This is a genomic window from Pseudomonas sp. G166 (assembly GCF_037027455.2).
Classification (GTDB): domain Bacteria; phylum Pseudomonadota; class Gammaproteobacteria; order Pseudomonadales; family Pseudomonadaceae; genus Aquipseudomonas.
In genome coordinates this window covers 1,975,572-1,996,171 of record NZ_CP146985.1, presented here as the reverse complement: position 1 = coordinate 1,996,171, position 20,600 = coordinate 1,975,572, and the positions used below count along the sequence as shown (strand labels likewise).

Genomic DNA, 20,600 nt, shown 5'->3' with positions numbered 1-20,600 from the left:
TGCAATAAATCCCTCTTCCCTGCGTGCCATCAGCCGCTCCCCCAATAAATCCGCGCCCCAGAGCCACTTGGCACAACCACTGCATAACCTCTCTCACCATACATAAAGCAACGCCTCCAACGATGAAGGCGGTGCTTCCCGAGAGAACGGGACCAGGACAAAGGCGTCCTCGCTAGGCAACTAGCGGGACGCCTTTTTTTGTTTTCGAAAAAATTGCCGAGCCAGCCCGATCACCGTGATGAAACGGGCCTGAACTTGCGGAGAACCCTGATGAAAAAACTCAAACTGGTAATGATCGGCAACGGCATGGCCGGGGTTCGAACCCTCGAAGAACTGCTCAAACTGAGTAACGAGCTGTACGACATCACGGTGTTCGGTGCCGAGCCCCACACCAACTACAACCGCATCCTGCTCTCGCCGGTACTGGCCGGTGAGCAGACGTTCGAAGAGATCGTGCTCAACGACCTGAGCTGGTACCTGGACAACAACATCAAGCTACTGCTCAACCGCAAGGTGGTGGAGATCGACCGGGTCAAGCGCCGGGTCATCGCCGAAGACGGCAGCGAGGCCGAATACGACCGCCTGTTGATCGCCACCGGCTCCACACCCTTTATCCTACCGATCCCCGGCAACACCCTGGAAGGCGTGATCGGCTACCGCGACATCGCCGACACCCAGGCCATGATCAACACCGCCAAGACCCACAAGCATGCGGTGGTGATCGGCGGCGGCCTGCTCGGCCTGGAAGCCGCCAATGGCCTGAAGTTGCGAGGCATGGACGTGACCGTGGTGCACCTGGGCGAATGGTTGCTGGAACGGCAACTGGACAAGACCAGCGGCCAACTGCTGCAAACCGCCCTGGAAAACCGTGGCCTGAAATTCCGCCTCAGCGAACAAACCCAAGCCTTGCACGACGCTGGCAACGGCCGGGTCGGCTCGGTCCAGTTCAAGAACGGTGACATCATCCCCGCCGACCTGGTGGTGATGGCCGCGGGTATCCGGCCCAACACCGAACTGGCGGAAAAATCCGGCATCCCGTGCAACCGCGGGATCCTGGTCAACGACACGATGCAGACCTACGATCCGCGCATCTATGCCATCGGTGAATGCGCCAACCACCGTGGCACCGCCTACGGCCTGGTGGCCCCGCTGTTCGAACAGGCCAAGGTCTGCGCCAACCACCTCGCACAATTGGGCTTCGCCACGTACAAGGGCTCGGTGACCTCGACCAAGCTCAAAGTCACCGGCATCGACCTGTTTTCCGCCGGGGACTTCATGGGCGGCGAAGGCACCGAGACCATCACCCTTTCCGACCCGATTGGCGGCGTCTATAAAAAACTGGTGATCAAGGATGACGTGCTGGTCGGCGCCTGTCTGTACGGCGATACGGCAGATGGTGGCTGGTATTTCCGCCAGATCCGTGAGAACCACGGCATCAGCGAGATCCGCGATCACTTGATGTTCGGCGAAAACGCCTTGGGTGACGTAGGACACCAGGGCCAGGACAAAGCCATGAGCATGGCCGACAGCGCCGAAGTCTGCGGCTGCAACGGCGTGTGCAAAGGCACCATCGTCAAGGCGATCCAGGAGCACGGGCTGTTCAGCGTCGACGACGTGAAAAAACACACCAAGGCCGCCAGCTCCTGCGGCTCCTGCGCCGGCTTGGTCGAGCAGATCCTGATCAACACCGTGGGCGGTGCGGCGGACGTCAAGCCGAAAAGCGAAAAAGCCATCTGCGGCTGCAGCGACCTCAACCACGGCCAGATCCGCCAGGCGATCCGCGACCAGCACCTGCTGACCATCGCTGACGCCATGAGCTACCTGAACTGGCGCGCCCCCAACGGCTGCGCCACCTGCCGCCCGGCGCTGAACTACTACCTGATTTCCACTTGGCCCGGCGAAGCCCAGGACGACCCGCAATCGCGCCTGATCAACGAACGCGCCCACGCCAACATCCAGAAAGACGGCACTTATTCGGTCGTGCCACGGATGTGGGGTGGCGTGACCAATCCGTCGGAGCTGCGGCGCATCGCCGACGTGGCCGACAAGTACAACGTGCCGATGGTCAAGGTCACTGGCGGCCAGCGTATCGACTTGCTGGGGATCAAGAAGCAGGACCTGCCCGGCGTTTGGAAAGACCTCGACATGCCCTCCGGGCACGCCTATGGCAAGTCCATCCGCACCGTGAAAACCTGCGTGGGCAGCGAGTTCTGCCGCTTCGGCACGCAGAACTCGACCCAACTGGGCATCGAGCTGGAACATGACCTGTTCAACATGTGGTCGCCGCACAAGGTGAAGCTGGCCGTCTCTGGTTGCCCACGCAACTGCTCGGAAGCGGGCATCAAGGACGTCGGCATTATCGGCGTCGATTCCGGCTGGGAGATGTACATCGGCGGCAACGGCGGGATCAAGACCGAAGTGGCCGAGTTCTTCGTCAAACTCAAGACCGCCGAAGAAGTGCGCGAATACAACGGCGCCTTCCTGCAGCTGTACCGCGAAGAAGCCTTCTACCTCGAACGCACCGTGCATTACATGCAGCGGGTCGGCATGGAGCACATCAAGAAAGCCGTGCTCGAAGACCCGGCGCGGCGCAAGGCCCTTCATGAGCGCCTGAAGTTTTCCCTGTCGCTGGAGCAAGATCCATGGAAACAGCGCCTGGAACAGCCACTGCTGAAAAAAGAGTTTGAAGTCATCCCCGTGAAAAACCTGGAGGTGTCGGCATGAACTGGCTGGATATCTGCGCGCTGGAAGAAATCAATATCCTCGGTTCGCGCATCATCAATGGCCCGAAAGGCGATATCGCGATTTTCCGCACCAGCGACGATGAAGTGTTCGCCCTCGATGACCGCTGCCCGCATAAGGGCGGTCCTTTGTCCCAAGGGTTGGTCTACGGCAAGCGTGTGGCCTGCCCGCTGCACAACTGGCAGATCGACCTGGAAAGCGGCCAGGCCCAGGCCCCGGATGTCGGCTGCGCCCATCATCATTCGGCCAGGGTCGAAAACGGCCGGGTGCAACTGGCCCTACGGGACGCAAGCTGATGAACCGCCAGACCACGGCCTCGACCTGCTGTTATTGCGGGGTCGGTTGCGGCGTGCTGATCGAACATGACGACGAGCGCATCCTCGGCGTCAGTGGCGATCCCGCCCATCCGGCCAACTTTGGCAAACTGTGCAGCAAGGGCTCGACCCTGCACCTGACCGGCGACCTCGCCGCACGCGCCCTCTACCCCGAACTGCGCCTGGGCAAAGGCCTGGCCCGAGCGCGCACAGACTGGGACAGCGCCCTGGATCACGCCGCCAGTGTCTTCGCCGAGACTATCGCCGAGCACGGCCCCGACAGCGTAGCGTTCTACATCTCCGGCCAACTGCTGACCGAGGATTACTACGCCTTCAATAAACTCGCCCGGGCACTGGTGGGCACCAACAACATCGACAGCAATTCCCGCCTGTGCATGTCCTCCGCTGTGGTGGGCTACAAGCGCAGCCTCGGTGCCGACGCCCCGCCCTGCAGCTATGAAGACCTGGAACTGAGTGACTGCGTGATGATCGTCGGCAGTAACATGGCCTACGCCCATCCGATCCTGTTTCGCCGTCTCGAGGAAGCCAAATCCCGCCGGCCACAGATGAAAATCATCGTCATCGACCCTCGGCGCACCGACACCTGCGATCTGGCGGACCTGCACCTGGCGATCCTGCCGGGCACCGATGTCGCCCTGTTCCATGGGATTTTGCACCTGTTGCTGTGGGAAGACTGGGTTGACCGCGACTTCATCAAGGCCCACACCGAAGACTTGGCAGAGCTGAAGAACCTGGTGCGCGATTACACCCCGGGCATGGTCGCCCAGTTGTGTGGCATCAGCGTCGAACAACTGCATCAGTGCGCCGAATGGGTCGGCACCTCGCCGAGCTTCCTGTCGCTGTGGTGCATGGGCTTGAACCAGTCCACCGCCGGCAGCGCCAAGAACAGCGCGTTGATCAACCTGCACTTGGCCACCGGGCAAATTGGTCGTCCGGGCGCGGGTCCGTTCTCGCTGACCGGCCAACCCAATGCCATGGGCGGACGGGAAACCGGCAGCCTGTCGAACCTGCTGCCAGGCCATCGCGAAGCCGCCAACCCGGAGCATCGCGCCGAAGTCGCCCGCTACTGGGGCGTCGAGCAACTGCCCGCCACCACCGGTTTGAGCGCCATCGAGCTGTTCGAGCAGGTTCGCAGCGGCAAGATCAAGGCCTTGTGGATCGCCTGCACCAACCCAGCCCAATCGATGCCAGACCAGACGGCGGTACGTGAAGCGCTGCAAGCCTGTCCGTTCGTGGTGTTGCAGGAAGCCTTCCGGACCACCGAGACCGCCGCATTTGCCGACCTGCTACTGCCGGCGGCCAGTTGGGGCGAGAAAGAAGGCTCGGTGACCAACTCCGAACGGCGGATTTCCCACGTCCGTCGGGCAATTAACGCACCGGGTCAAGCACGAGCGGACTGGGCGATTACCGTGGATTTCGCACAGCGCCTGGAGACACGCCTGCGGCCCGGCCAGCCAAGCCTGTTCGCCTTTGATAACCCGGCCCAACTGTTCGATGAATACAAACAGCTGACCCGTGGCCGTGACCTGGACTTGTCCGGCATCAGCCATGCATTGATCGATCAGCTCGGCCCTCAACAATGGCCCTTCCCCGAGGGTGCCAAGGTCGGAACGGCTCGCCTGTACATGGATGGGATATTCCCTACCGATAGCGGCCGCGCCCGGTTTGTAGCCGAACCCTATCGCGCCGCCAAGGAACTGCGGGATGCCCGCTACCCGCTGACCCTGAACACCGGTCGGCTGCGGGACCAATGGCACGGCATGAGCCGTACCGGCACCGCCGCGCAATTGTTCGGCCATGTGAACGAAGCCGTACTCAGCCTGCATCCTGACGAGTTGCTCCGACATCGTCTGCAAGCAGGCGACCTGGTCAGCCTCAAAAGCCGCCGCGGCAGCGTGATCGTGGCGGTGGACAGCGACGACAGCGTGCGCCCTGGCCAGGCGTTCCTGCCCATGCACTGGGGCGACCGGTTCCTCAAGGGTGGGGTCAATACCCTGACGCAACCGGCCTTCGATCCGTTGTCGAAACAACCGGAACTCAAGCACAGCGGCGTGCGCCTGGAGCCGGTGAACCTGCCCTGGCAACTTTTCGCCCTGATCGAGGGCGATGTTCAACAGCACCTGGAGGCTTTACGGCCGCTGTGTGAGGCGTTTGCCTACGTCAGCCTCAGCCTGACCGGCCGAGAGCGTCCCGCACTGCTGATTCGCGCTGCCAGCGCTGTTGCCCCCGCACCACAAGTGCTCCAGGCGATCGACGAGCAATTGGGGCTGATCGAGGGGCCGGTACTGGCTTATGACGATCCGCGGCGCTCCATTGGTAAACGGGTGCGCATCGAAAACGGCCGCATCACCGCGATTCGCCTGGCCGGCGAAACCCTGGCCCGACACTGGTTGCAGAACCTGTGGCAGGAAGGTCGTGCCGATGAGCAATTGCGCCGCTGGTTGCTGGCGCCCTTGAGCGCGCCGCCGGGCAACGTCGGCGCTGCGCTTGGCGGCAGTAAAACCCTATGCAACTGCATGAACGTCAGCCAACGCGCGATCTGCGCGGGCATTGAACGTGGCCTGGACTTGCAGGGGCTCAAACAGGAACTGGGCTGTGGTACGCAATGCGGCTCCTGCGTACCAGAAATCAAGCGCCTGCTGGTCGCCACTGCGCAACCGCTGGCGGCTATCTCGTGAGGAAAACACTATGAACGCAAAAGTCTGGCTGGTGGGTGCGGGTCCCGGCGACCCTGAATTGCTGACCCTCAAAGCCGTGCGCGCCTTGGGCGAAGCCGACGTGGTGCTGATCGATGATCTGGTCAATGCCGCAGTGCTGGAGCATTGCCCCGCTGCACGCATCATTGCCGTGGGCAAGCGCGGCGGATGCCGCTCTACACCCCAGGCCTTCATCCATCGCCTGATGCTGCGGTATGCGCGCCAGGGCAAATGCGTGGTACGTCTCAAGGGCGGTGACCCGTGCATCTTCGGTCGCGGTGGTGAAGAGGCGCAGTGGCTGCGCGAACATGGTGTCGAGGTGGAGCTGGTCAATGGCATCACCGCCGGGCTTGCGGGGGCGACCCAGTGCGATATTCCGCTGACCCTGCGCGGGATAGCCCGGGGCGTGACGCTGGTGACGGCCCACACCCAGGACGGTAGCAGCCTGAACTGGCAAGCGTTGGCCCAAAGCGGCACCACCCTGGTGGTGTACATGGGTGTAGCGAAGCTGAGCGAGATCCGCGAGCAGTTGCTGGCCGGCGGCTTGGCGGCGGACACGCCGGTGGCCATGATCGAAAATGCTTCCCTGCCCCATCAGCGTGACTGCCGCAGCGACCTGGCCTCGATGGAGACCGATGCAGGCACCTTTCAACTCAAGAGCCCGGCGATCCTGGTGATTGGTGCGGTTGCAGCGGCCGCTGAACTCGCAGGGTCGCAGCCTGCCTGGGTCCAGGCTTCGGCGCAGTAACAAATAACACCCAACCTAATGTGGGAGCGAGCTTGCTCGCGATAGCGTCGGATCAGCAGCATCAATACTGGCTGACACACCGCTATCGCGAGCAAGCTCGCTCCCACAGGGTTTGTGTTTAACCAACTGTTTTGCGGCAAAGCCTCTCATTTTCATAAATCCCAGGCAAAGAAAAGCCCGGCCTAAGCCGGGCTTTTCTACAGCTGCGGGGTAATTACTTACCTTGAGCTTCAACCTGCGCTTCTACGCGACGGTTAACTGCACGACCAGCTTCAGTCTTGTTGTCAGCAACTGGGCGGGATTCGCCGTAGCCAACAGACTGAACGCGGGACGACTCAACACCGTACTGGTTGGTCAGAACTTGCTTAACGGCGTTTGCACGACGCTCAGACAGTTTCTGGTTGTAAGCGTCAGGACCGACGGAGTCAGTGTGACCTTCAACAGTAGTGGTGGTGGATGGGTACTGCTTCATGAAGTCAGCCAGGTTCTTGATATCGCCGTAGCTGTTAGGCTTGACGACCGACTTGTCGAAGTCGAACTTGACGTCCAGCTCAACACGTACGACTTCAGCAACTGCTGGGCAGCCATCAGCGTCAACGGTTACGTTGGCTGGGGTGTCAGGGCACTTGTCGACGTTGTCGCACACGCCATCGTTGTCGCTGTCGGAGCAGACTTCAGCCGGAGCTGGAACTGGAGCAGCAGCAGGCTTGGAGCCGCCACCGAAGTTCACACCGATACCGACGCTTGGCGCCCACTCGGTGTCGCCTTGGTCGATGTTGTACTGAGCTTCAACGCCGGCACGGGCGTAGAAGTTCTCGGTGAAGTACAGCTTGGCGCCGCCACCAACGTTGGCGAAGGTGGAACGGTTACGACCGCTGGAGCCGTTCTGACCGATGCTCTGGTCGGAGAAGCCAGCCGATACGTATGGACGCAGCATGTCACCTGGGTTGTTGAAGTGGTACAGAGCATCCAGAGCGGTGTTAGCGCCCTTGATGTTACGACCATCGTCGGAACGTGCGTTGTGCACTTCGTCGTAGGCCAGACGCAGTTCAACGTCGTCGGTCAGGAAGTAACCAACCGAACCGCCGAACAGGTTGCCGTTGTTCTTGAAGTTACGAGCGCTGTCGAATTGTTCTTTCTTGGCGAAGCCTTCGATTTCAACTGCGCCTTGGCCTTGTGCCAGAGCGCCGAACGAAGTGGCAGCAATCAAAGAACCAATGGCAAAGCCCAAGGTGTTTTTCAGTTTCATCCGTTAAATCCCCATCTGGTGATTGTGAAGCAGTCCCGCAAACCGGGGGACAACTCGGCGGCAAGTCTATCAGAACTTGCCTACACGTAAGAGATATTTGCGCCAAACTAAGTTTCGGCAATGCCTGCAAATTTCTCACGCAATTTGTCAAGAGCGCGCTTGTAACGCATTTTTGTCGCGCTCAAACCCATATGCATTATGTCTGCGATCTCCTGGAACTCCAGCTCTGCGACAAATCGTAGCACCAGAATTTCCCGATCGATCGGGTTCACATGAACCAGCCAGCGATCAAGTCCACCCTTCTCCTCGGGCTTGGGCGCCTTTTCTTCAGACGCTTCTTCCAGAGGATCCAGGCTCAAGGCGTCCATCAAGCGACGCTTTCGCCGTTCCTTGCGATACTGGGTGATGCATTCGTTGTACGTGATGCTATAGAGCCATGTCTTGAACTTCGATTTCCCCTCGAAGTTCTTCAGGCCATACAGCACCTTCAACATCACCTCCTGACAGACATCGTCAGCGTCGCGATCGTTCCCAAGATACCGTGCACAAACGTTAAATAATGTTCTCTGGTAACGCCGCATCAACTCTTCGTACGCGCGTGTTACGTGAAACAGCTCCGTATGCGCGCGCGCGACCAACTCCTCATCGGAGAGATCACGGGGGTCATAGCGCGTAGATAGCGATTGGGGTTTGTTCAAAACAAGTCGGGCCGACAGTCTAGGTCAATGTGCGCCGCAGCCTGCGATATCGGGCATTTTGCGGCGGCATACATTAGCAGGGTTTGCCGGGTTAGCGGCTACTCACATGCTGTTCCAGCAGGATCCGATTAGAAAGCGACACCAGCTCGCCCTCCTCGGTCAGCAATGTGGTCTTCACCGTGCCGATCTCTTCGATCTGGCCTTCGACCTCGCCAACACGCACTTGTTGCCCAACCTCATACAATTCACGCACATAGATTCCCGCAAGAATCTGACCGGCAATTTCCCGGCTTCCCAATCCCATTGCCAGCGCAACCGCCAGACCAACGGTAATCAATACGATCACAATCACATGGTTGAGCAGGTCAGTCTTGACCTCCAACTGGCTGATCGCGACCGAAATACTGATGATGATCACCAGGCCCTGGGCAATTCGCCCCAGGCCCTGGGCATAATCCAACCCGACGCCTTCGGCAGCGCCGCGCACCAGCCCGTTGGCCAGTTGCGCCAGCAGAACGCCAACCAGCAACACCAGTGCCGCCCCGAAAACCTTCGGCAAATACAGTGCAAGCATATCGAGCGTAGCTGAAACTCGCTCAAGACCAAGGGATTCAGCCGCAGAAACCAGGAAAATAAGCAAAACGAACCAGTAGACAATCTTGCCGACCAGGGTCGAAATCGGCACCTGGATGCCGCCACGGGACAACAGCTTGGTCAGGCCGGTGCCGCCCATCAGGCGGTCGAGGCCCAGTTTGGCGAGCAGCTTGGACAGCAGCGTATCCAGCAGTTTGGCCACGACAAAACCCAGCAACAGCACGACCAGCGCACCGAAAAGGTTCGGAATGAAGTTAGCCACCTTGGTCCACAACGCAGTCATTGCCGTGACGAGGCTCTGGGTCCAGAGATCAAGTTCCATATTCAATCAGCCTTATCAGCGGTGCGAGTAACAGGTTTACGACGGGAAACCGGCGAGACGTGGGCCGAGCCGTTATTCAAGGCGATCATCAGCGCGGGCAACCAACGGCCCAGCAGGCTGAACAGATCGCCGGCGCCGACCTGGCGATTGGCGGTTTTGAGCACGCGTCCCAGGCATGCATCGTCGTCCCGGCTGGACGGCGAAGCCTTGAGCATATCGCGCAAAGACTGTTCGAACGGATCGTGCATACGCACCTCTCGTAATGTCTGTGGAAGACGCGATCAAATTTCGTCGGGTCACATGAAACCCCATCACACCCAGCGCAAACGACGGAATAACCACCACTGCCCCAGGGCCACGCCGACCATCAAGAGGCAGGCGACCATGAAACCATAAGGGCTCGCGGAAAACGGAATACCGCCGACGTTGATACCCAAAAGCCCCGTGAGAAAACTCATCGGCAGGAAAATCCCGGTGATGATGCCGAAGCGGTACATGGTGCGGTTCATGCGCACCGAAAGACGCCGGTCTTCGGCCTCCAGCACAAGCCCCACGCGCTCTCGGGTCAATTCCAGCTCCTCGAGGTAACGGGTCAGGCTGTTGTTCAATTCATTCCAGTAATCGCCGTCGTCATCGACAAACCACGGCAATTTAAGTCGGGTCATCTGACCGAAGATGTCCCGTTGCGGTGCCAGGAATCGCTTCAGCCCGGCGGCCCTGCGACGGATATGCAAGATGGCGTCGTGCTCGGGGGTATACCGTTCGTCGGTATCAAGTTTTTCTTCCTCGGTATCGACGATTTCGGAAAGGCAGGTGACCAGATCCTGCACTTTGTTGGTGAGGTATTGCGCCATATAAAGGATGAGTTCCGACGCGGTCTTCGGCCCCTTGCCCTCGGCCAACTGCACCAGCAGCTCATCGGTGGCGCGCAACGGCCGCAGACGCAGGGAAATCACCCGTTGGGCGGACGCAAAGATCCGCACCGAAACCATGTCTTCAGGCTCGGCGCCCGGGTTGAGGTTGATCCCCCGAAGGAACAGCAGCAGCTCGGCGTTGGGCAACGGCAATAGTCGCGGGCGGGTGTTCTCTTCGAGCAACAGGTCGCAGTTGAATTCGCTCAGGCCGCTGGATTTGCGTAGCCAGGTGTGGGTTTGCGGATGACTGCGATCCCAGTGCAGCCACAGGCTTTCGTGGGCCTGCAGCTGCAAATCGTCGAGTTCGGTCCGGGCTATGGAACGCGCGCCGCCTTTACCGTCCAGCACCAGGGCATGCACCAGCCCCCATTGCGCGTTTTCTTCCTCGAACATCCTCATCCCTTATAGCTGTGACGCTTCATTCAGGCATTTTCAGCGGGCTCGGCGAGACGATCACGCCGTTGTTGTCCGCGTATACATATTCGCCCGGACGAAACGTCACGCCAGCAAAGGTCACCGGCACATTGAGTTCGCCGACGCCGCGTCGATCAGTCTTCATCGGGTGACTGGCCAGGGCCTGGACCCCGAGGTCTGTCTGGGCAATGACGTCGACGTCGCGGATGCAACCGTAGACCACCAGCCCTTCCCAGCCATTCTTCGCGGCTTTTTCCGCCAGCATGTCGCCCAGCAATGCCCGACGCAGGGAGCCGCCACCGTCGACCACCAGCACCTTGCCATTGCCCTTGAGTTCAACCTGCTCCTTGACCCGCGAGTTGTCTTCGAAACACTTGATGGTCACGATTTCGCCGCCGAAGGAATCGCGGCCGCCAAAATTGCTGAACATCGGCTCCAACACCTGCACCAACTCCGGGTAGGCGTCGCACAGGTCGGGCGTGAGGTAATGGTTCATCGAACAACTCCTGGAAGGCTGGAACGTCAGACTGAAAGAGCAACCGTTTGTGACCGGAACCGCGTAACGCGTCATATCTTAGCCGCAAGCCGACCAGAGCGAAATGCCCTTGTCAGAGCCTTCGCTTCAAACCGCCTCGGCCAGCCGGGGCTGTTCTGCCAGCAGCGCGGTGTGCTGATCCTCCAGCCAACGCGCCACCAAAGGCCAGACCTCTGCCTGTGCGGCTTTGCTGACCAGCATCTCGACGTGGCCGAAATCGCCATTGAAGCCCTGCTCCCGGCCCAGGCAGACAAACTGCTTGTGCTCGGAACCGATCTGCTCGAAGAGCTTGCGACAGGCCCAGGTCGGGTCCTGGTGATCCCCTGCCGCACTCACTGCCAGGACCGGCACCTGCACTTCGGCAAGGCCCGCCCACCAGTTCTTCTCGGCATCGCCGAAACGACCGAACAAGCCATACCAACGCATGCTCTCCAGGGCCAGGCCGATGGGCTCGTCCTCGGGGCCGCGCTTGAGCCTTGAACCGGACAATTGGGCAAACCGCTTGAGGATGAAGCGACCGCTCCACTCCACTGGCGGAATCTTCAGCGGCCAGTAGGTGCGGCTGACCTGGGTACCAAAAAACGCCACCGACGCCACGGCCGGCTCACCCAGGTAGTGGCCACCCAACGCTGCCGCCAGGGTGATGCCACCCAGGGAATGGCCGATCCAGTGCGGCACTTGGCCGCTCTGCTCACGCACGAAGGCGCCGATGGCCGGCAAGTCGTAGCGAGCATAGTCGGCCACGCGATTGTTGCGGTAGCCCTGGTTGCGCAGGGACAGCCCATGCCCACGCATCTCGGGGATCCAGACATCGAACCCCAGGCGTGTCAGGTACGCCCCCAGGCCCAGGCCCTTGGGCGAATACCAGAAACGCCGGTTGGAAAAGCTGCCGTGCAAGAGGATCACGGGCACGCCACGGGTTTCGCTGGCGTCGGCCATGCCCAGGCGGGTGACGGCCAGCTCAACGCTGTAGTCCGGGCTGTTGCCAGGTTTCAAGCGATAGACGTCTTCGCTCAGATCACCCCGCCGTTCGGCGCTGATCAGAGCGACAGGAAAAAGGTTGCTGCTGCTTTGCATAATGCTCTTGCACAAAAAAGGGCGGCATCCATGAGGAGCCCGCCCTACTTCAATCAAAAGGGATCGGGGTGTTTGATAGCCACGGACCTGTGGGAGCGAGCCTGCTCGCGATAGCAGAGTGTCAGCCGAGACTAATCTTGCTGATCCAACGCTATCGCGAGCAAGCTCGCTCCCACAAGGTCGCCCGGCTTACATTACCGGTGAGGTCCCTTCACTCAATCAGACCGCAGCCTGTCCCTCAGCCAGGAAGAACCAGGTTTCCAGCACGGAGTCCGGGTTCAACGAAACGCTTTCGATGCCCTGCTCCATCAGCCACTTGGCCAGGTCCGGGTGGTCCGAAGGGCCCTGGCCGCAAATGCCGATGTACTTGCCGGCCTTGTTGCAGGCAGCAATGGCGTTGGCCAACAGCTTCTTGACCGCCGGGTTCCGCTCGTCGAACAGGTGGGCGATGATCCCGGAGTCGCGATCCAGGCCCAGGGTCAGCTGGGTCAGGTCGTTGGAGCCGATGGAGAAACCGTCGAAGAACTCGAGGAATTCTTCCGCCAGGATCGCGTTGGACGGCAGCTCGCACATCATGATCACGCGCAGGCCATTGTCGCCACGGGCCAGGCCGTTTTCCGCCAGCAGGTCGACGACCTGGCTCGCTTCGCCCAGGGTCCGGACGAACGGCACCATGATCTCGACGTTGGTCAGGCCCATCTCGTTGCGCACGCGCTTGAGGGCACGGCATTCGAGTTCGAAGCAGTCGCGGAATGCTTCACTGATGTAGCGCGAGGCCCCACGGAAACCCAGCATCGGGTTTTCTTCTTCCGGCTCGTAGAGCTTGCCGCCGATCAGGTTGGCGTATTCGTTGGACTTGAAGTCCGACAGGCGCACGATGACCTTTTTCGGCCAGAACGCGGCCGCCAGGGTGCTGATGCCTTCCACCAGCTTCTCGACGTAGAAACCGACCGGATCGTTGTAGCCGGCAATGCGCTTGTCGACGCTGTCCTTGATTTCCTGCGGCAGGCCGTCGTAGTTCAGCAGTGCCTTGGGGTGCACGCCGATCATGCGGTTGATGATGAATTCCAGGCGGGCCAGGCCCACGCCGGCGTTCGGCAACTGCGCGAAGTCAAAGGCACGGTCCGGGTTGCCGACGTTCATCATGATCTTGAACGGCAGGTCCGGCATGGCGTCCACGGAGTTCTTCTTGATGTCGAAGCCCAGCTCGCCTTCGAAAATGTAGCCGGTATCGCCTTCAGCGCAGGAAACGGTCACGCCCTGGCCGTCCTTGAGCAATTCGGTGGCGTTGCCGCAACCCACCACCGCCGGGATACCCAGTTCACGGGCAATGATCGCCGCGTGGCACGTGCGCCCGCCACGGTTGGTGACGATGGCGCTGGCGCGCTTCATCACCGGTTCCCAATCCGGGTCGGTCATGTCGGAGACCAGTACGTCACCGGCCTGGACCTTGTCCATTTCCGAGACGTCCTTGATGATCCGTACCTTGCCGGCGCCGATGCGCTGGCCGATGGCGCGGCCTTCCACCAGCACGGTGCCGGTTTCCTTGAGCAGGTAGCGCTCCATGACGTTGGCCTGGGTGCGGCTCTTCACGGTTTCCGGACGGGCCTGCACGATGTAGAGCTTGCCGTCGTCACCGTCCTTGGCCCATTCGATGTCCATCGGGCACTTGTAGTGCTTCTCGATGATCATCGCCTGCTTGGCCAACTCGCTGACTTCGGCGTCGGTCAGGCAGAAACGCGCGCGATCGGCCTTGTCCACGTCGACGGTCTTCACCGAACGACCGGCCTTGGCTTCGTCGCCGTAGACCATCTTGATCGCCTTGCTACCCAGGTTGCGCCGCAGGATGGCTGGGCGACCGGCTTCCAGCGTGCCTTTATGGACGTAGAATTCATCCGGGTTCACCGCGCCCTGCACAACGGTTTCACCCAGGCCGTAGGCGCCGGTGATGAACACCACGTCACGGAAACCCGACTCGGTGTCGAGGGTGAACATGACGCCGGCGGTGCCGGTTTCGGAGCGGACCATGCGCTGCACACCCGCGGACAGGGCAACCAGCTTGTGGTCGAAGCCCTGGTGCACGCGGTAGGAAATGGCACGATCGTTGAAAAGGGAGGCGAAGACTTCCTTGGCGGCACGGATGACGTTTTCCACGCCACGGATGTTCAGGAAAGTCTCCTGCTGGCCGGCGAAGGAGGCATCCGGCAGGTCTTCGGCGGTGGCCGAGGAGCGCACGGCAACGGCGACGTCAGGATTGCCCTCGGACAACTTGGCGAACGCGGTACGGATTTCGGCGTTCAGCTTCTCGGGGAACTCGGCTTCCATGATCCACTGGCGGATCTGGGCACCGGTCCTGGCCAAGGCATTGACGTCATCGACGTCCAGGGCATCGAGCGCATCGTGGATCTGCTTGTTCAGGCCGCTCAGTTCCAGGAAATCACGATAAGCCTGAGCGGTCGTGGCGAAGCCACCTGGCACCGATACGCCGGCACCGGCGAGGTTACTGATCATCTCGCCCAGGGATGCGTTCTTGCCCCCCACATGCTCCACATCATGGACGCCGAGCTTATCGAGGGAAACTACGTACTCTACCAAGGTGATCTCTCCACTAACTGTGTTGGAAAAGCTCAGGGCACCGACGGCTCCAGGGGAGCGATTGTCGGCGATATGGCCTGGACCTGGAAAATAAGTGAGAATGCGGGCCACTGGCGGCCAGCAAATCGCGCCTATCATATCCAAGAATCGTTATTAGCTTAAGGCCCAAGGCGCAAATGAAACGATCTGCTTTCTTTATCTCCGACGGCACCGGCATCACGGCCGAGACGCTAGGCCAAAGCCTGTTGGCGCAATTCGAAAACATTACCTTTGCCAAGTTCATACGCCCGTACATCGACAATGTCGACAAAGCGCGGGCCATGGTACAGCAAATCAATAAAGCCGCCGAAACCGACGGTTTTCGTCCGATTATCTTCGATACCATCGTCAATCAGGACATCCGTGAGATTCTCGCAACGTCCAATGGTTTCATGATCGACATTTTTTCCACCTTCCTGGCGCCCCTGGAGCAGGAGCTGAGCGAGCATTCTTCCTACTCGGTCGGCAAGTCCCATTCCATTGGCCACAACTCCAATTACATGGAGCGGATCGAGGCGGTCAACTTCGCGCTGGACAATGATGACGGCGCTCGCACGCATTATTATGACAAGGCCGACCTGATCCTGGTGGGGGTGTCGCGCTGCGGCAAGACGCCGACATGCCTGTACATGGCGATGCAATTCGGTATCCGCGCGGCCAATTACCCGCTGACCGAAGACGACATGGAGCGCCTGCAGCTGCCCAGCGCCCTGCGCGCCCACCAGCACAAGCTGTTCGGCCTGACCATCGACCCGGACCGCCTCACCGCGATCCGCAACGAGCGCAAGCCCAACAGCCGCTATTCGAGCTATGCCCAGTGCGAATTCGAAGTGCGCGAGGTGGAAAACCTGTTCCGGCGGGAGAACATTCCCCACATCAACTCCACGCATTTTTCCGTGGAAGAGATTTCGGCGAAGATCCTGGTGGAGAAAGGGGTGGAGCGGCGATTCAAGTGATGTAGAGGCCTAGCGCCAAAACCTGTGGGAGCAAGCTCGCCCCCACAGGGATTAGTTTTTTCAGAATGTCTGCATTAATGAGCCACAGCCGCCTGCTCTTCCATCTTCTTGCGCAGGCTCAACGGGCGCATGTCGGTCCAGACTTCTTCGATGTAGGCCAGGCAGTCCTTCTTGAACCCGCTTTTGCCAACGGTACGCCAGCCTTCGGGAACGGCCTTGTAGTCGGGCCAGATCGAATACTGTTCTTCGTGGTTGACCACGACCTGAAAGACGATGTCCTCGCGGTCGAATACTGAAGTCATGGGTGTTTCTCCATCTTTGCTCGAGGTTCGCTGCGGCATATGCGCAGCCAGGATATGTAAAGGAACGTATGGGCCCGGGTGAAAATTAGGCGTCGGCTACGGCAGCCTTCAAGGCGCGTCCGAAGATCTCGGCGACCCGGTCGATTTGCGCCGCGGTGATGGTCAGCGGTGGCAGGAAACGCACCACACCGCCCTGCCGCCCCCCCAATTCCAGGATCAGCCCACGCTTGAGGCATTCACGTTGCAGCCGAGGCGCCAGGCGTGCATGCACCGGCCAATGGCCCAGGGCGTCCGGTTCACCCGCCGGGTCCACCAGTTCGACGCCGAGCATCAGCCCGCGACCACGAATATCGCCCAACTGCGGGAAATCCCGCTGCAGGATGTGCAGGTGCTCGCTCAGGCGCTCGCCCATGGCGGCGGCGTGGGCCGGCAGGTTGTGCTCCAGCAGATAGCGCATCACCGCAGAACCGGCGGCCATGGCCATTTGATTGCCACGGAAGGTCCCGGCATGGGCGCCCGGCAGCCAGGTGTCGAGCCAGTCGCGATAGACCACCACCGCCAGTGGCAGGCTGCCGCCGATGGCCTTGGACAGCACGACTACGTCCGGAATGATCCCGGCATGCTCAAACGCGAACATTTTGCCGGTACGGCCGAAGCCGCTCTGGATTTCGTCGACGATCAGCGCCACACCGGCCTGCTCGGTAATGCGCCGCAGGCCGCGCAGCCAATCCAGATCAGCCGGAATCACCCCGCCCTCGCCCTGCACCACTTCAACGATCACCGCCGCGGGCAATTGCACGCCGGCCTCGGGGTCGTTCAGCAGGTTTTCCAGGTAATGCAGATTGGCTTTCACCCCCTCTGCCCCGCCAAGCCCGAATGGACAGCGGTAATCGTAAGGGTACGGCATGAATTGCACGCCATTGCTGAGCAAGGCGCCCAAGGGCTTCTTCGGCCCCAGGCTACCCATCAGGCTCAACGCTCCCTGGCTCATGCCGTGATAACCGCCCTGGAACGACAGCACGGTGCTGCGCCCGGTGGCGGTACGCACCAGCTTGAGCGCCGCTTCCACCGCGTCGGTGCCGGTGGGGCCGCAGAACTGGATCTTCGCCTCAGCGGCGAAATCCGCCGGCAACAAACCAAACAGGTCCTGGACGAAACGGTCCTTGACCGGCGTGGTCAGGTCCAGGGTATGCAAGGGCAGCTCATCGGCCAGTACTTGCTGGATCGCCTCGATTACCACCGGGTGGTTATGCCCCAACGCCAGTGTGCCGGCGCCGGCCAGGCAGTCAATGAAGGTTCGCCCTTCGACGTCCTCGACGTACAGCCCCTGGGCACGCTTGAGGGCCAGGGGAATACGCCGCGGATAGCTGCGGGCGTTGGACTCCTGGCGGTTCTGGCGGGCCAGTAGCGGCGATTCATTGAACTGGTAGAGCGTCTCGATCGGCGCGGCGCAGGCCCGGGCCGGCTGTGCTTCGATAAGGCTATTGGCGACTGACATCTCTCGACCCCGCAATACGTTGAAGTAATGACCCCATGACACACCGGGCAGGTGCGCATCCGGTCGGGGCGCACGTGCAGGTTTCCTGTTGTGGAAACGCATCAACGCGGCAAGGATTTACTCTCGGGCCGAACATTCCCTGACGGGCCGGACCAGTGACTTGTGCATCGCGATGGCCGTGACGCCGCCAATGGCAAAGGCCTCGACACTTTGCTCGAAGCCCAGGTGCCGATAGAACGCATGGCTGGTGCGCGTGCTGTTGAGGCGCACCTGGACCACCCCGCGCTCATGCAGCCAAGCCTCGATGTCGCGCACCAGCGCCTGCCCGGCACCGCGGCGAAACCATTCCGGCTGCACGTAGCAGAACGCGATCCGGCCATCGGCCGAGGCCATGGCCGTGCCCACCGGCCGCCCCTGCAAGCGCGCCAGGGTCAGGCGCAGGCTTGGGTCGGCCAACCACGGTTGAATCCGGGAAAGGGCACTGTTGCGGGTCCAGGCGGCCACGATGTGCGGGTCGTTACGGTGTTCAGCGGCACACCCCACCCGGATCGAGCGCTCGGCGATGCGGCTGATGATGCCGGCGTCGCTGGGCGTGGCTGTGCTGATTTCAATGAAGGTATCCATGGCGCGGTTTTCCTCAGTCCTTGAGTCGAGCTGAAAAAAACATAGACCCGGATCAGGTGGGCGCGCCAATGGCAGGTCGTTACAGCAGATGTACGCAAGTGCACTGCCCTCAGGATTTGCCTGAACCTTTGGTGAGGGGACAAATCCCCTCGCCACAATGCATCCATCTAGCCGGGCATTACCTGCACCGGCATCGTCAACTCGACCCGCAACCCGTCCGGACGGCTGTCGAAATGCAGGCCGCAGCCGCAACGCTGGACGATGGCCTGGACGATTGCCAACCCCAGCCCACAGCCGGTGCTCTGGCCGTTGCGCCAGAAGCGTTGGGTCAGGTGCTGGATATCGTCGGCAGCGATGCCAGGGCCGTGGTCACGGACCTGGAAACGCACGCGCTGGCCGATCATCTCCAGGCTCAATTCCACATCGGTATCCACCGGGGTATGCCGCAGGGCGTTGTCCAACAGATTGCGCAAGGCGGCGATGGAAAGCACCGCGGGCATCTGCACCGGTGCGTCGGACAGCCCTGGGGCTACATGTAGCTTGATTCGCCAGGAATCGCTGCTGGCAGCGTCCTGGATCGCCAGCCGGGCGACCTGCTCGGCGTTGCACTGCACGCCATCGTCGAACGACAGGCTGCCTTCGACCCGGGCCAGCAGCAACAACTGTTCGAGCGTGCGGTGCAGGCGGTCGGCGCCCTCCTCGGCCCGGGCCAGGGACTGGTCGCGGGCGGCGCCTTCGGTCATGCGCGCCACTTGCAGGTGAGTCTTGATCGCCGTCAGCGGGCTGCGCAACTCGTGAGCGGCATCGCCGGTCAGCCGGCGCTCGCGCTCGATGGTCTTGCCGATACGCTGGAACAGCTGGTTCTGGGTTTCCAGCAAGGGCCGCAGCTCACTGGGCAGCGGGTGAATCTGCAAGGGTTCCAAAGAGTCGGCATTGCGCCGCATCAACGCATCGCGCATACGATTGAGCGGCGCCAGGCCCTGACCGATGCCCAGCCACAACAAGCACAGGCAACCGAGCAGCGCCACGCCCACCGGCACCGAGGCCGCCAGCAGTATCGACATGTTCAGGGCTTCGCGTTCGATCTGGCGGTCGGCGGTGGTGATGCGCAGATCGCCCCGGGCCAGGGTGAAGCTGCGCCAGGGCGCGCCGTCGATCATCTGGTCATGAAAGCCCATCTTCTCGGCTTCCAGGGTTTGCTCCGGGGTCCCGTGGCTACGGGCCAGGATCTCGCCGCGCAGGGAGCTGACCTGGCAGGCCATGCCGCCGGGAATGCTCAATTGCTCAGCGCTCAAATGCGTGCCCTCGCCCTTGCTGGACAATGGCGGCAGCTGTTCCAGCAGGCCGGCGACCATCCGCGCCGAAGCCACCAGGCGCTGATCAAGGGAAAACATCATCTGGTTGCGCAGGTCGCTGAGCATCCATGCCGCGGCCAGGGCCCAGATCAGGGCGAAGGCCGCGCCGAGGGTCAGGCTCAGGCGCAGTCGCAGGCTCATCACTTGGAAGATTCCCCGCCATCGGCCGGCCCCAGGCGATAACCCAGCCCGCGCACCGTTTCGACAATCCCGTTGCCGAGCTTGCGTCGCAGGTGGTGGATATGGACGTTGAGGGCGTTGCTTTCCAGCTCGTCGTTGAACCCGTAGACGCTGTCCTTGAGTTGCTCGCTGGACAGCACCCGGCCACGGTTGTGCAGCAGTGCTTGCAGCAGTGACTGTTCCCGACGGGACAGATCCACCGGTTGGCCGCCCAACGTGGTTTCGCGACTGCTGGGGTCGTAGGTCAACCGGCCATGCTCGATCAGATTGACGCTGCGCCCTGCTACACGCCGCAGCAACGTGTGCAGGCGCGCAGCGAGTTCGCGCAGGTCGAAAGGCTTGAGCAGATAATCATCGGCGCCGGCCTGCAGGCCGTCGACCCGGTCGGTCACCGAATCCCGGGCGGTAAGAATCAGCACCGGTATCTCCAGGCCTTGCTGGCGCAGTTGCTTGAGCAACTTGAGGCCGTCCTCGTCGGGCAACCCCAGGTCCAGCACCATCACGTCGAACTCAGCCACGCCGACCATCGCCCGCGCCGCCGATGCCGTGGCAACGTGTTCGACGGTCAGGCCCTGGGCCGTGAGCCCGGCGACGATCCCGCTGGCGATCAACTCATCGTCTTCGCAGACCAGTACGTGCATGGTAAGCCCCGTGGAAAAAGGTACATTAGGCCGCTGGCCGATTAAGCCGACATTATGCGACGAGTACGGCGAACATGGGCGATCAT

18 protein-coding genes are annotated in these 20,600 nt (G+C 61.2%); 5 read left to right on the top strand and 13 right to left on the bottom strand.

Annotated features, from left to right (window positions below; translation table 11 throughout):
• The first annotated feature begins 270 nt into the window (after nucleotides 1-270).
• The 4 genes from nirB to cobA are packed head-to-tail and all read left to right on the top strand — an operon-like array spanning nucleotide 271 to nucleotide 6,521.
• A complete protein-coding gene (gene nirB / locus SGN16_RS08965; protein WP_210643598.1) occupies nucleotides 271-2,724 on the top strand; it encodes a nitrite reductase large subunit NirB in 2,454 nt (817 codons plus the stop codon).
• Nucleotides 2,721-3,038, top strand: coding sequence for a nitrite reductase small subunit NirD (nirD, locus tag SGN16_RS08960; RefSeq protein ID WP_018605256.1), 318 nt, complete (start codon nucleotides 2,721-2,723; stop codon nucleotides 3,036-3,038). The genes nirB and nirD overlap by 4 nt, the downstream gene beginning before the upstream one ends.
• Nucleotides 3,038-5,755 carry a molybdopterin-dependent oxidoreductase gene (locus SGN16_RS08955; RefSeq protein WP_339102094.1) on the top strand — a complete coding sequence of 906 codons (2,718 nt, stop codon included), beginning with the start codon at nucleotides 3,038-3,040 and terminating at the stop codon, nucleotides 5,753-5,755. The genes nirD and SGN16_RS08955 overlap by 1 nt, the downstream gene beginning before the upstream one ends.
• A 10-nt stretch (nucleotides 5,756-5,765) precedes the next feature.
• Nucleotides 5,766-6,521 carry a uroporphyrinogen-III C-methyltransferase gene (gene cobA, locus SGN16_RS08950; protein WP_339102093.1) on the top strand — a complete coding sequence of 252 codons (756 nt, stop codon included), beginning with the start codon at nucleotides 5,766-5,768 and terminating at the stop codon, nucleotides 6,519-6,521.
• A 214-nt stretch (nucleotides 6,522-6,735) separates the two neighbouring features.
• Here cobA and SGN16_RS08945 read toward each other — a convergent pair whose 3' ends face one another.
• From SGN16_RS08945 to ppsA, 8 genes are all read right to left on the bottom strand, one after another.
• Nucleotides 6,736-7,770 carry an OmpA family protein gene (locus SGN16_RS08945; RefSeq protein ID WP_210643595.1) on the bottom strand — a complete coding sequence of 345 codons (1,035 nt, stop codon included), beginning with the start codon at nucleotides 7,768-7,770 and terminating at the stop codon, nucleotides 6,736-6,738.
• Between the two features lie 107 nt (nucleotides 7,771-7,877).
• A complete protein-coding gene (gene sigX / locus SGN16_RS08940) occupies nucleotides 7,878-8,468 on the bottom strand; it encodes an RNA polymerase sigma factor SigX (RefSeq protein WP_042729583.1) in 591 nt (196 codons plus the stop codon).
• Nucleotides 8,469-8,559: 91 nt separating this feature from the next.
• Nucleotides 8,560-9,384, bottom strand: coding sequence for a mechanosensitive ion channel domain-containing protein (locus tag SGN16_RS08935; RefSeq protein WP_047227144.1), 825 nt, complete (start codon nucleotides 9,382-9,384; stop codon nucleotides 8,560-8,562).
• Nucleotides 9,385-9,386: 2 nt separating this feature from the next.
• The gene (locus SGN16_RS08930) at nucleotides 9,387-9,632 is read right to left on the bottom strand and encodes a hypothetical protein (RefSeq protein ID WP_014337331.1); all 246 of its coding nucleotides are present in this window, start codon (nucleotides 9,630-9,632) and stop codon (nucleotides 9,387-9,389) included.
• Nucleotides 9,633-9,695: 63 nt separating this feature from the next.
• Nucleotides 9,696-10,691, bottom strand: coding sequence for a zinc transporter ZntB (locus SGN16_RS08925; protein WP_339102092.1), 996 nt, complete (start codon nucleotides 10,689-10,691; stop codon nucleotides 9,696-9,698).
• Nucleotides 10,692-10,716: 25 nt separating this feature from the next.
• Nucleotides 10,717-11,208, bottom strand: a complete 492-nt coding sequence (gene rraA, locus SGN16_RS08920; protein WP_210643593.1) for a ribonuclease E activity regulator RraA — start codon at nucleotides 11,206-11,208, stop codon at nucleotides 10,717-10,719.
• Between the two features lie 126 nt (nucleotides 11,209-11,334).
• Nucleotides 11,335-12,324 carry an alpha/beta fold hydrolase gene (locus SGN16_RS08915; protein WP_210643592.1) on the bottom strand — a complete coding sequence of 330 codons (990 nt, stop codon included), beginning with the start codon at nucleotides 12,322-12,324 and terminating at the stop codon, nucleotides 11,335-11,337.
• Between the two features lie 219 nt (nucleotides 12,325-12,543).
• Nucleotides 12,544-14,919, bottom strand: a complete 2,376-nt coding sequence (ppsA, locus tag SGN16_RS08910; protein WP_210643591.1) for a phosphoenolpyruvate synthase — start codon at nucleotides 14,917-14,919, stop codon at nucleotides 12,544-12,546.
• Nucleotides 14,920-15,095: 176 nt separating this feature from the next.
• Between ppsA and SGN16_RS08905 the strand changes: the two genes are divergently transcribed.
• Nucleotides 15,096-15,914, top strand: a complete 819-nt coding sequence (locus SGN16_RS08905; protein WP_014337326.1) for a pyruvate, water dikinase regulatory protein — start codon at nucleotides 15,096-15,098, stop codon at nucleotides 15,912-15,914.
• A gap of 74 nt (nucleotides 15,915-15,988) precedes the next feature.
• On the opposite strand, the gene SGN16_RS08900 is transcribed toward SGN16_RS08905, so the two are convergent.
• From SGN16_RS08900 to SGN16_RS08880, 5 genes are all read right to left on the bottom strand, one after another.
• Nucleotides 15,989-16,216, bottom strand: a complete 228-nt coding sequence (locus tag SGN16_RS08900; protein ID WP_339102091.1) for an MbtH family protein — start codon at nucleotides 16,214-16,216, stop codon at nucleotides 15,989-15,991.
• Between the two features lie 85 nt (nucleotides 16,217-16,301).
• Nucleotides 16,302-17,714, bottom strand: a complete 1,413-nt coding sequence (locus tag SGN16_RS08895) for an aspartate aminotransferase family protein (protein WP_339102090.1) — start codon at nucleotides 17,712-17,714, stop codon at nucleotides 16,302-16,304.
• Between the two features lie 117 nt (nucleotides 17,715-17,831).
• Nucleotides 17,832-18,338 (bottom strand): GNAT family N-acetyltransferase, encoded by a 507-nt coding sequence (locus SGN16_RS08890; RefSeq protein ID WP_339102089.1) that lies wholly within the window; start codon nucleotides 18,336-18,338, stop codon nucleotides 17,832-17,834.
• A gap of 167 nt (nucleotides 18,339-18,505) precedes the next feature.
• A complete protein-coding gene (locus SGN16_RS08885) occupies nucleotides 18,506-19,837 on the bottom strand; it encodes an ATP-binding protein (RefSeq protein WP_339102088.1) in 1,332 nt (443 codons plus the stop codon).
• Nucleotides 19,834-20,514, bottom strand: coding sequence for a response regulator (locus SGN16_RS08880; protein ID WP_210643586.1), 681 nt, complete (start codon nucleotides 20,512-20,514; stop codon nucleotides 19,834-19,836). Before SGN16_RS08880 ends, SGN16_RS08885 begins: the two co-directional genes overlap by 4 nt.
• Nucleotides 20,515-20,600: the final 86 nt, after the last annotated feature.

Coding starts and splice junctions, on each gene's coding strand:
- nirB (WP_210643598.1), top strand. CDS start 271: ATGAAAAAACTCAAACTGGTAATGATCGGCAACGGCATGGCCGGGGTT.
- nirD (WP_018605256.1), top strand. CDS start 2,721: ATGAACTGGCTGGATATCTGCGCGCTGGAAGAAATCAATATCCTCGGT.
- SGN16_RS08955 (WP_339102094.1), top strand. CDS start 3,038: ATGAACCGCCAGACCACGGCCTCGACCTGCTGTTATTGCGGGGTCGGT.
- cobA (WP_339102093.1), top strand. CDS start 5,766: ATGAACGCAAAAGTCTGGCTGGTGGGTGCGGGTCCCGGCGACCCTGAA.
- SGN16_RS08945 (WP_210643595.1), bottom strand. CDS start 7,770: ATGAAACTGAAAAACACCTTGGGCTTTGCCATTGGTTCTTTGATTGCT.
- SGN16_RS08935 (WP_047227144.1), bottom strand. CDS start 9,384: ATGGAACTTGATCTCTGGACCCAGAGCCTCGTCACGGCAATGACTGCG.
- SGN16_RS08930 (WP_014337331.1), bottom strand. CDS start 9,632: ATGCACGATCCGTTCGAACAGTCTTTGCGCGATATGCTCAAGGCTTCG.
- SGN16_RS08925 (WP_339102092.1), bottom strand. CDS start 10,691: ATGTTCGAGGAAGAAAACGCGCAATGGGGGCTGGTGCATGCCCTGGTG.
- rraA (WP_210643593.1), bottom strand. CDS start 11,208: ATGAACCATTACCTCACGCCCGACCTGTGCGACGCCTACCCGGAGTTG.
- SGN16_RS08915 (WP_210643592.1), bottom strand. CDS start 12,324: ATGCAAAGCAGCAGCAACCTTTTTCCTGTCGCTCTGATCAGCGCCGAA.
- SGN16_RS08905 (WP_014337326.1), top strand. CDS start 15,096: ATGAAACGATCTGCTTTCTTTATCTCCGACGGCACCGGCATCACGGCC.
- SGN16_RS08900 (WP_339102091.1), bottom strand. CDS start 16,216: ATGACTTCAGTATTCGACCGCGAGGACATCGTCTTTCAGGTCGTGGTC.
- SGN16_RS08895 (WP_339102090.1), bottom strand. CDS start 17,714: ATGTCAGTCGCCAATAGCCTTATCGAAGCACAGCCGGCCCGGGCCTGC.
- SGN16_RS08890 (WP_339102089.1), bottom strand. CDS start 18,338: ATGGATACCTTCATTGAAATCAGCACAGCCACGCCCAGCGACGCCGGC.
- SGN16_RS08880 (WP_210643586.1), bottom strand. CDS start 20,514: ATGCACGTACTGGTCTGCGAAGACGATGAGTTGATCGCCAGCGGGATC.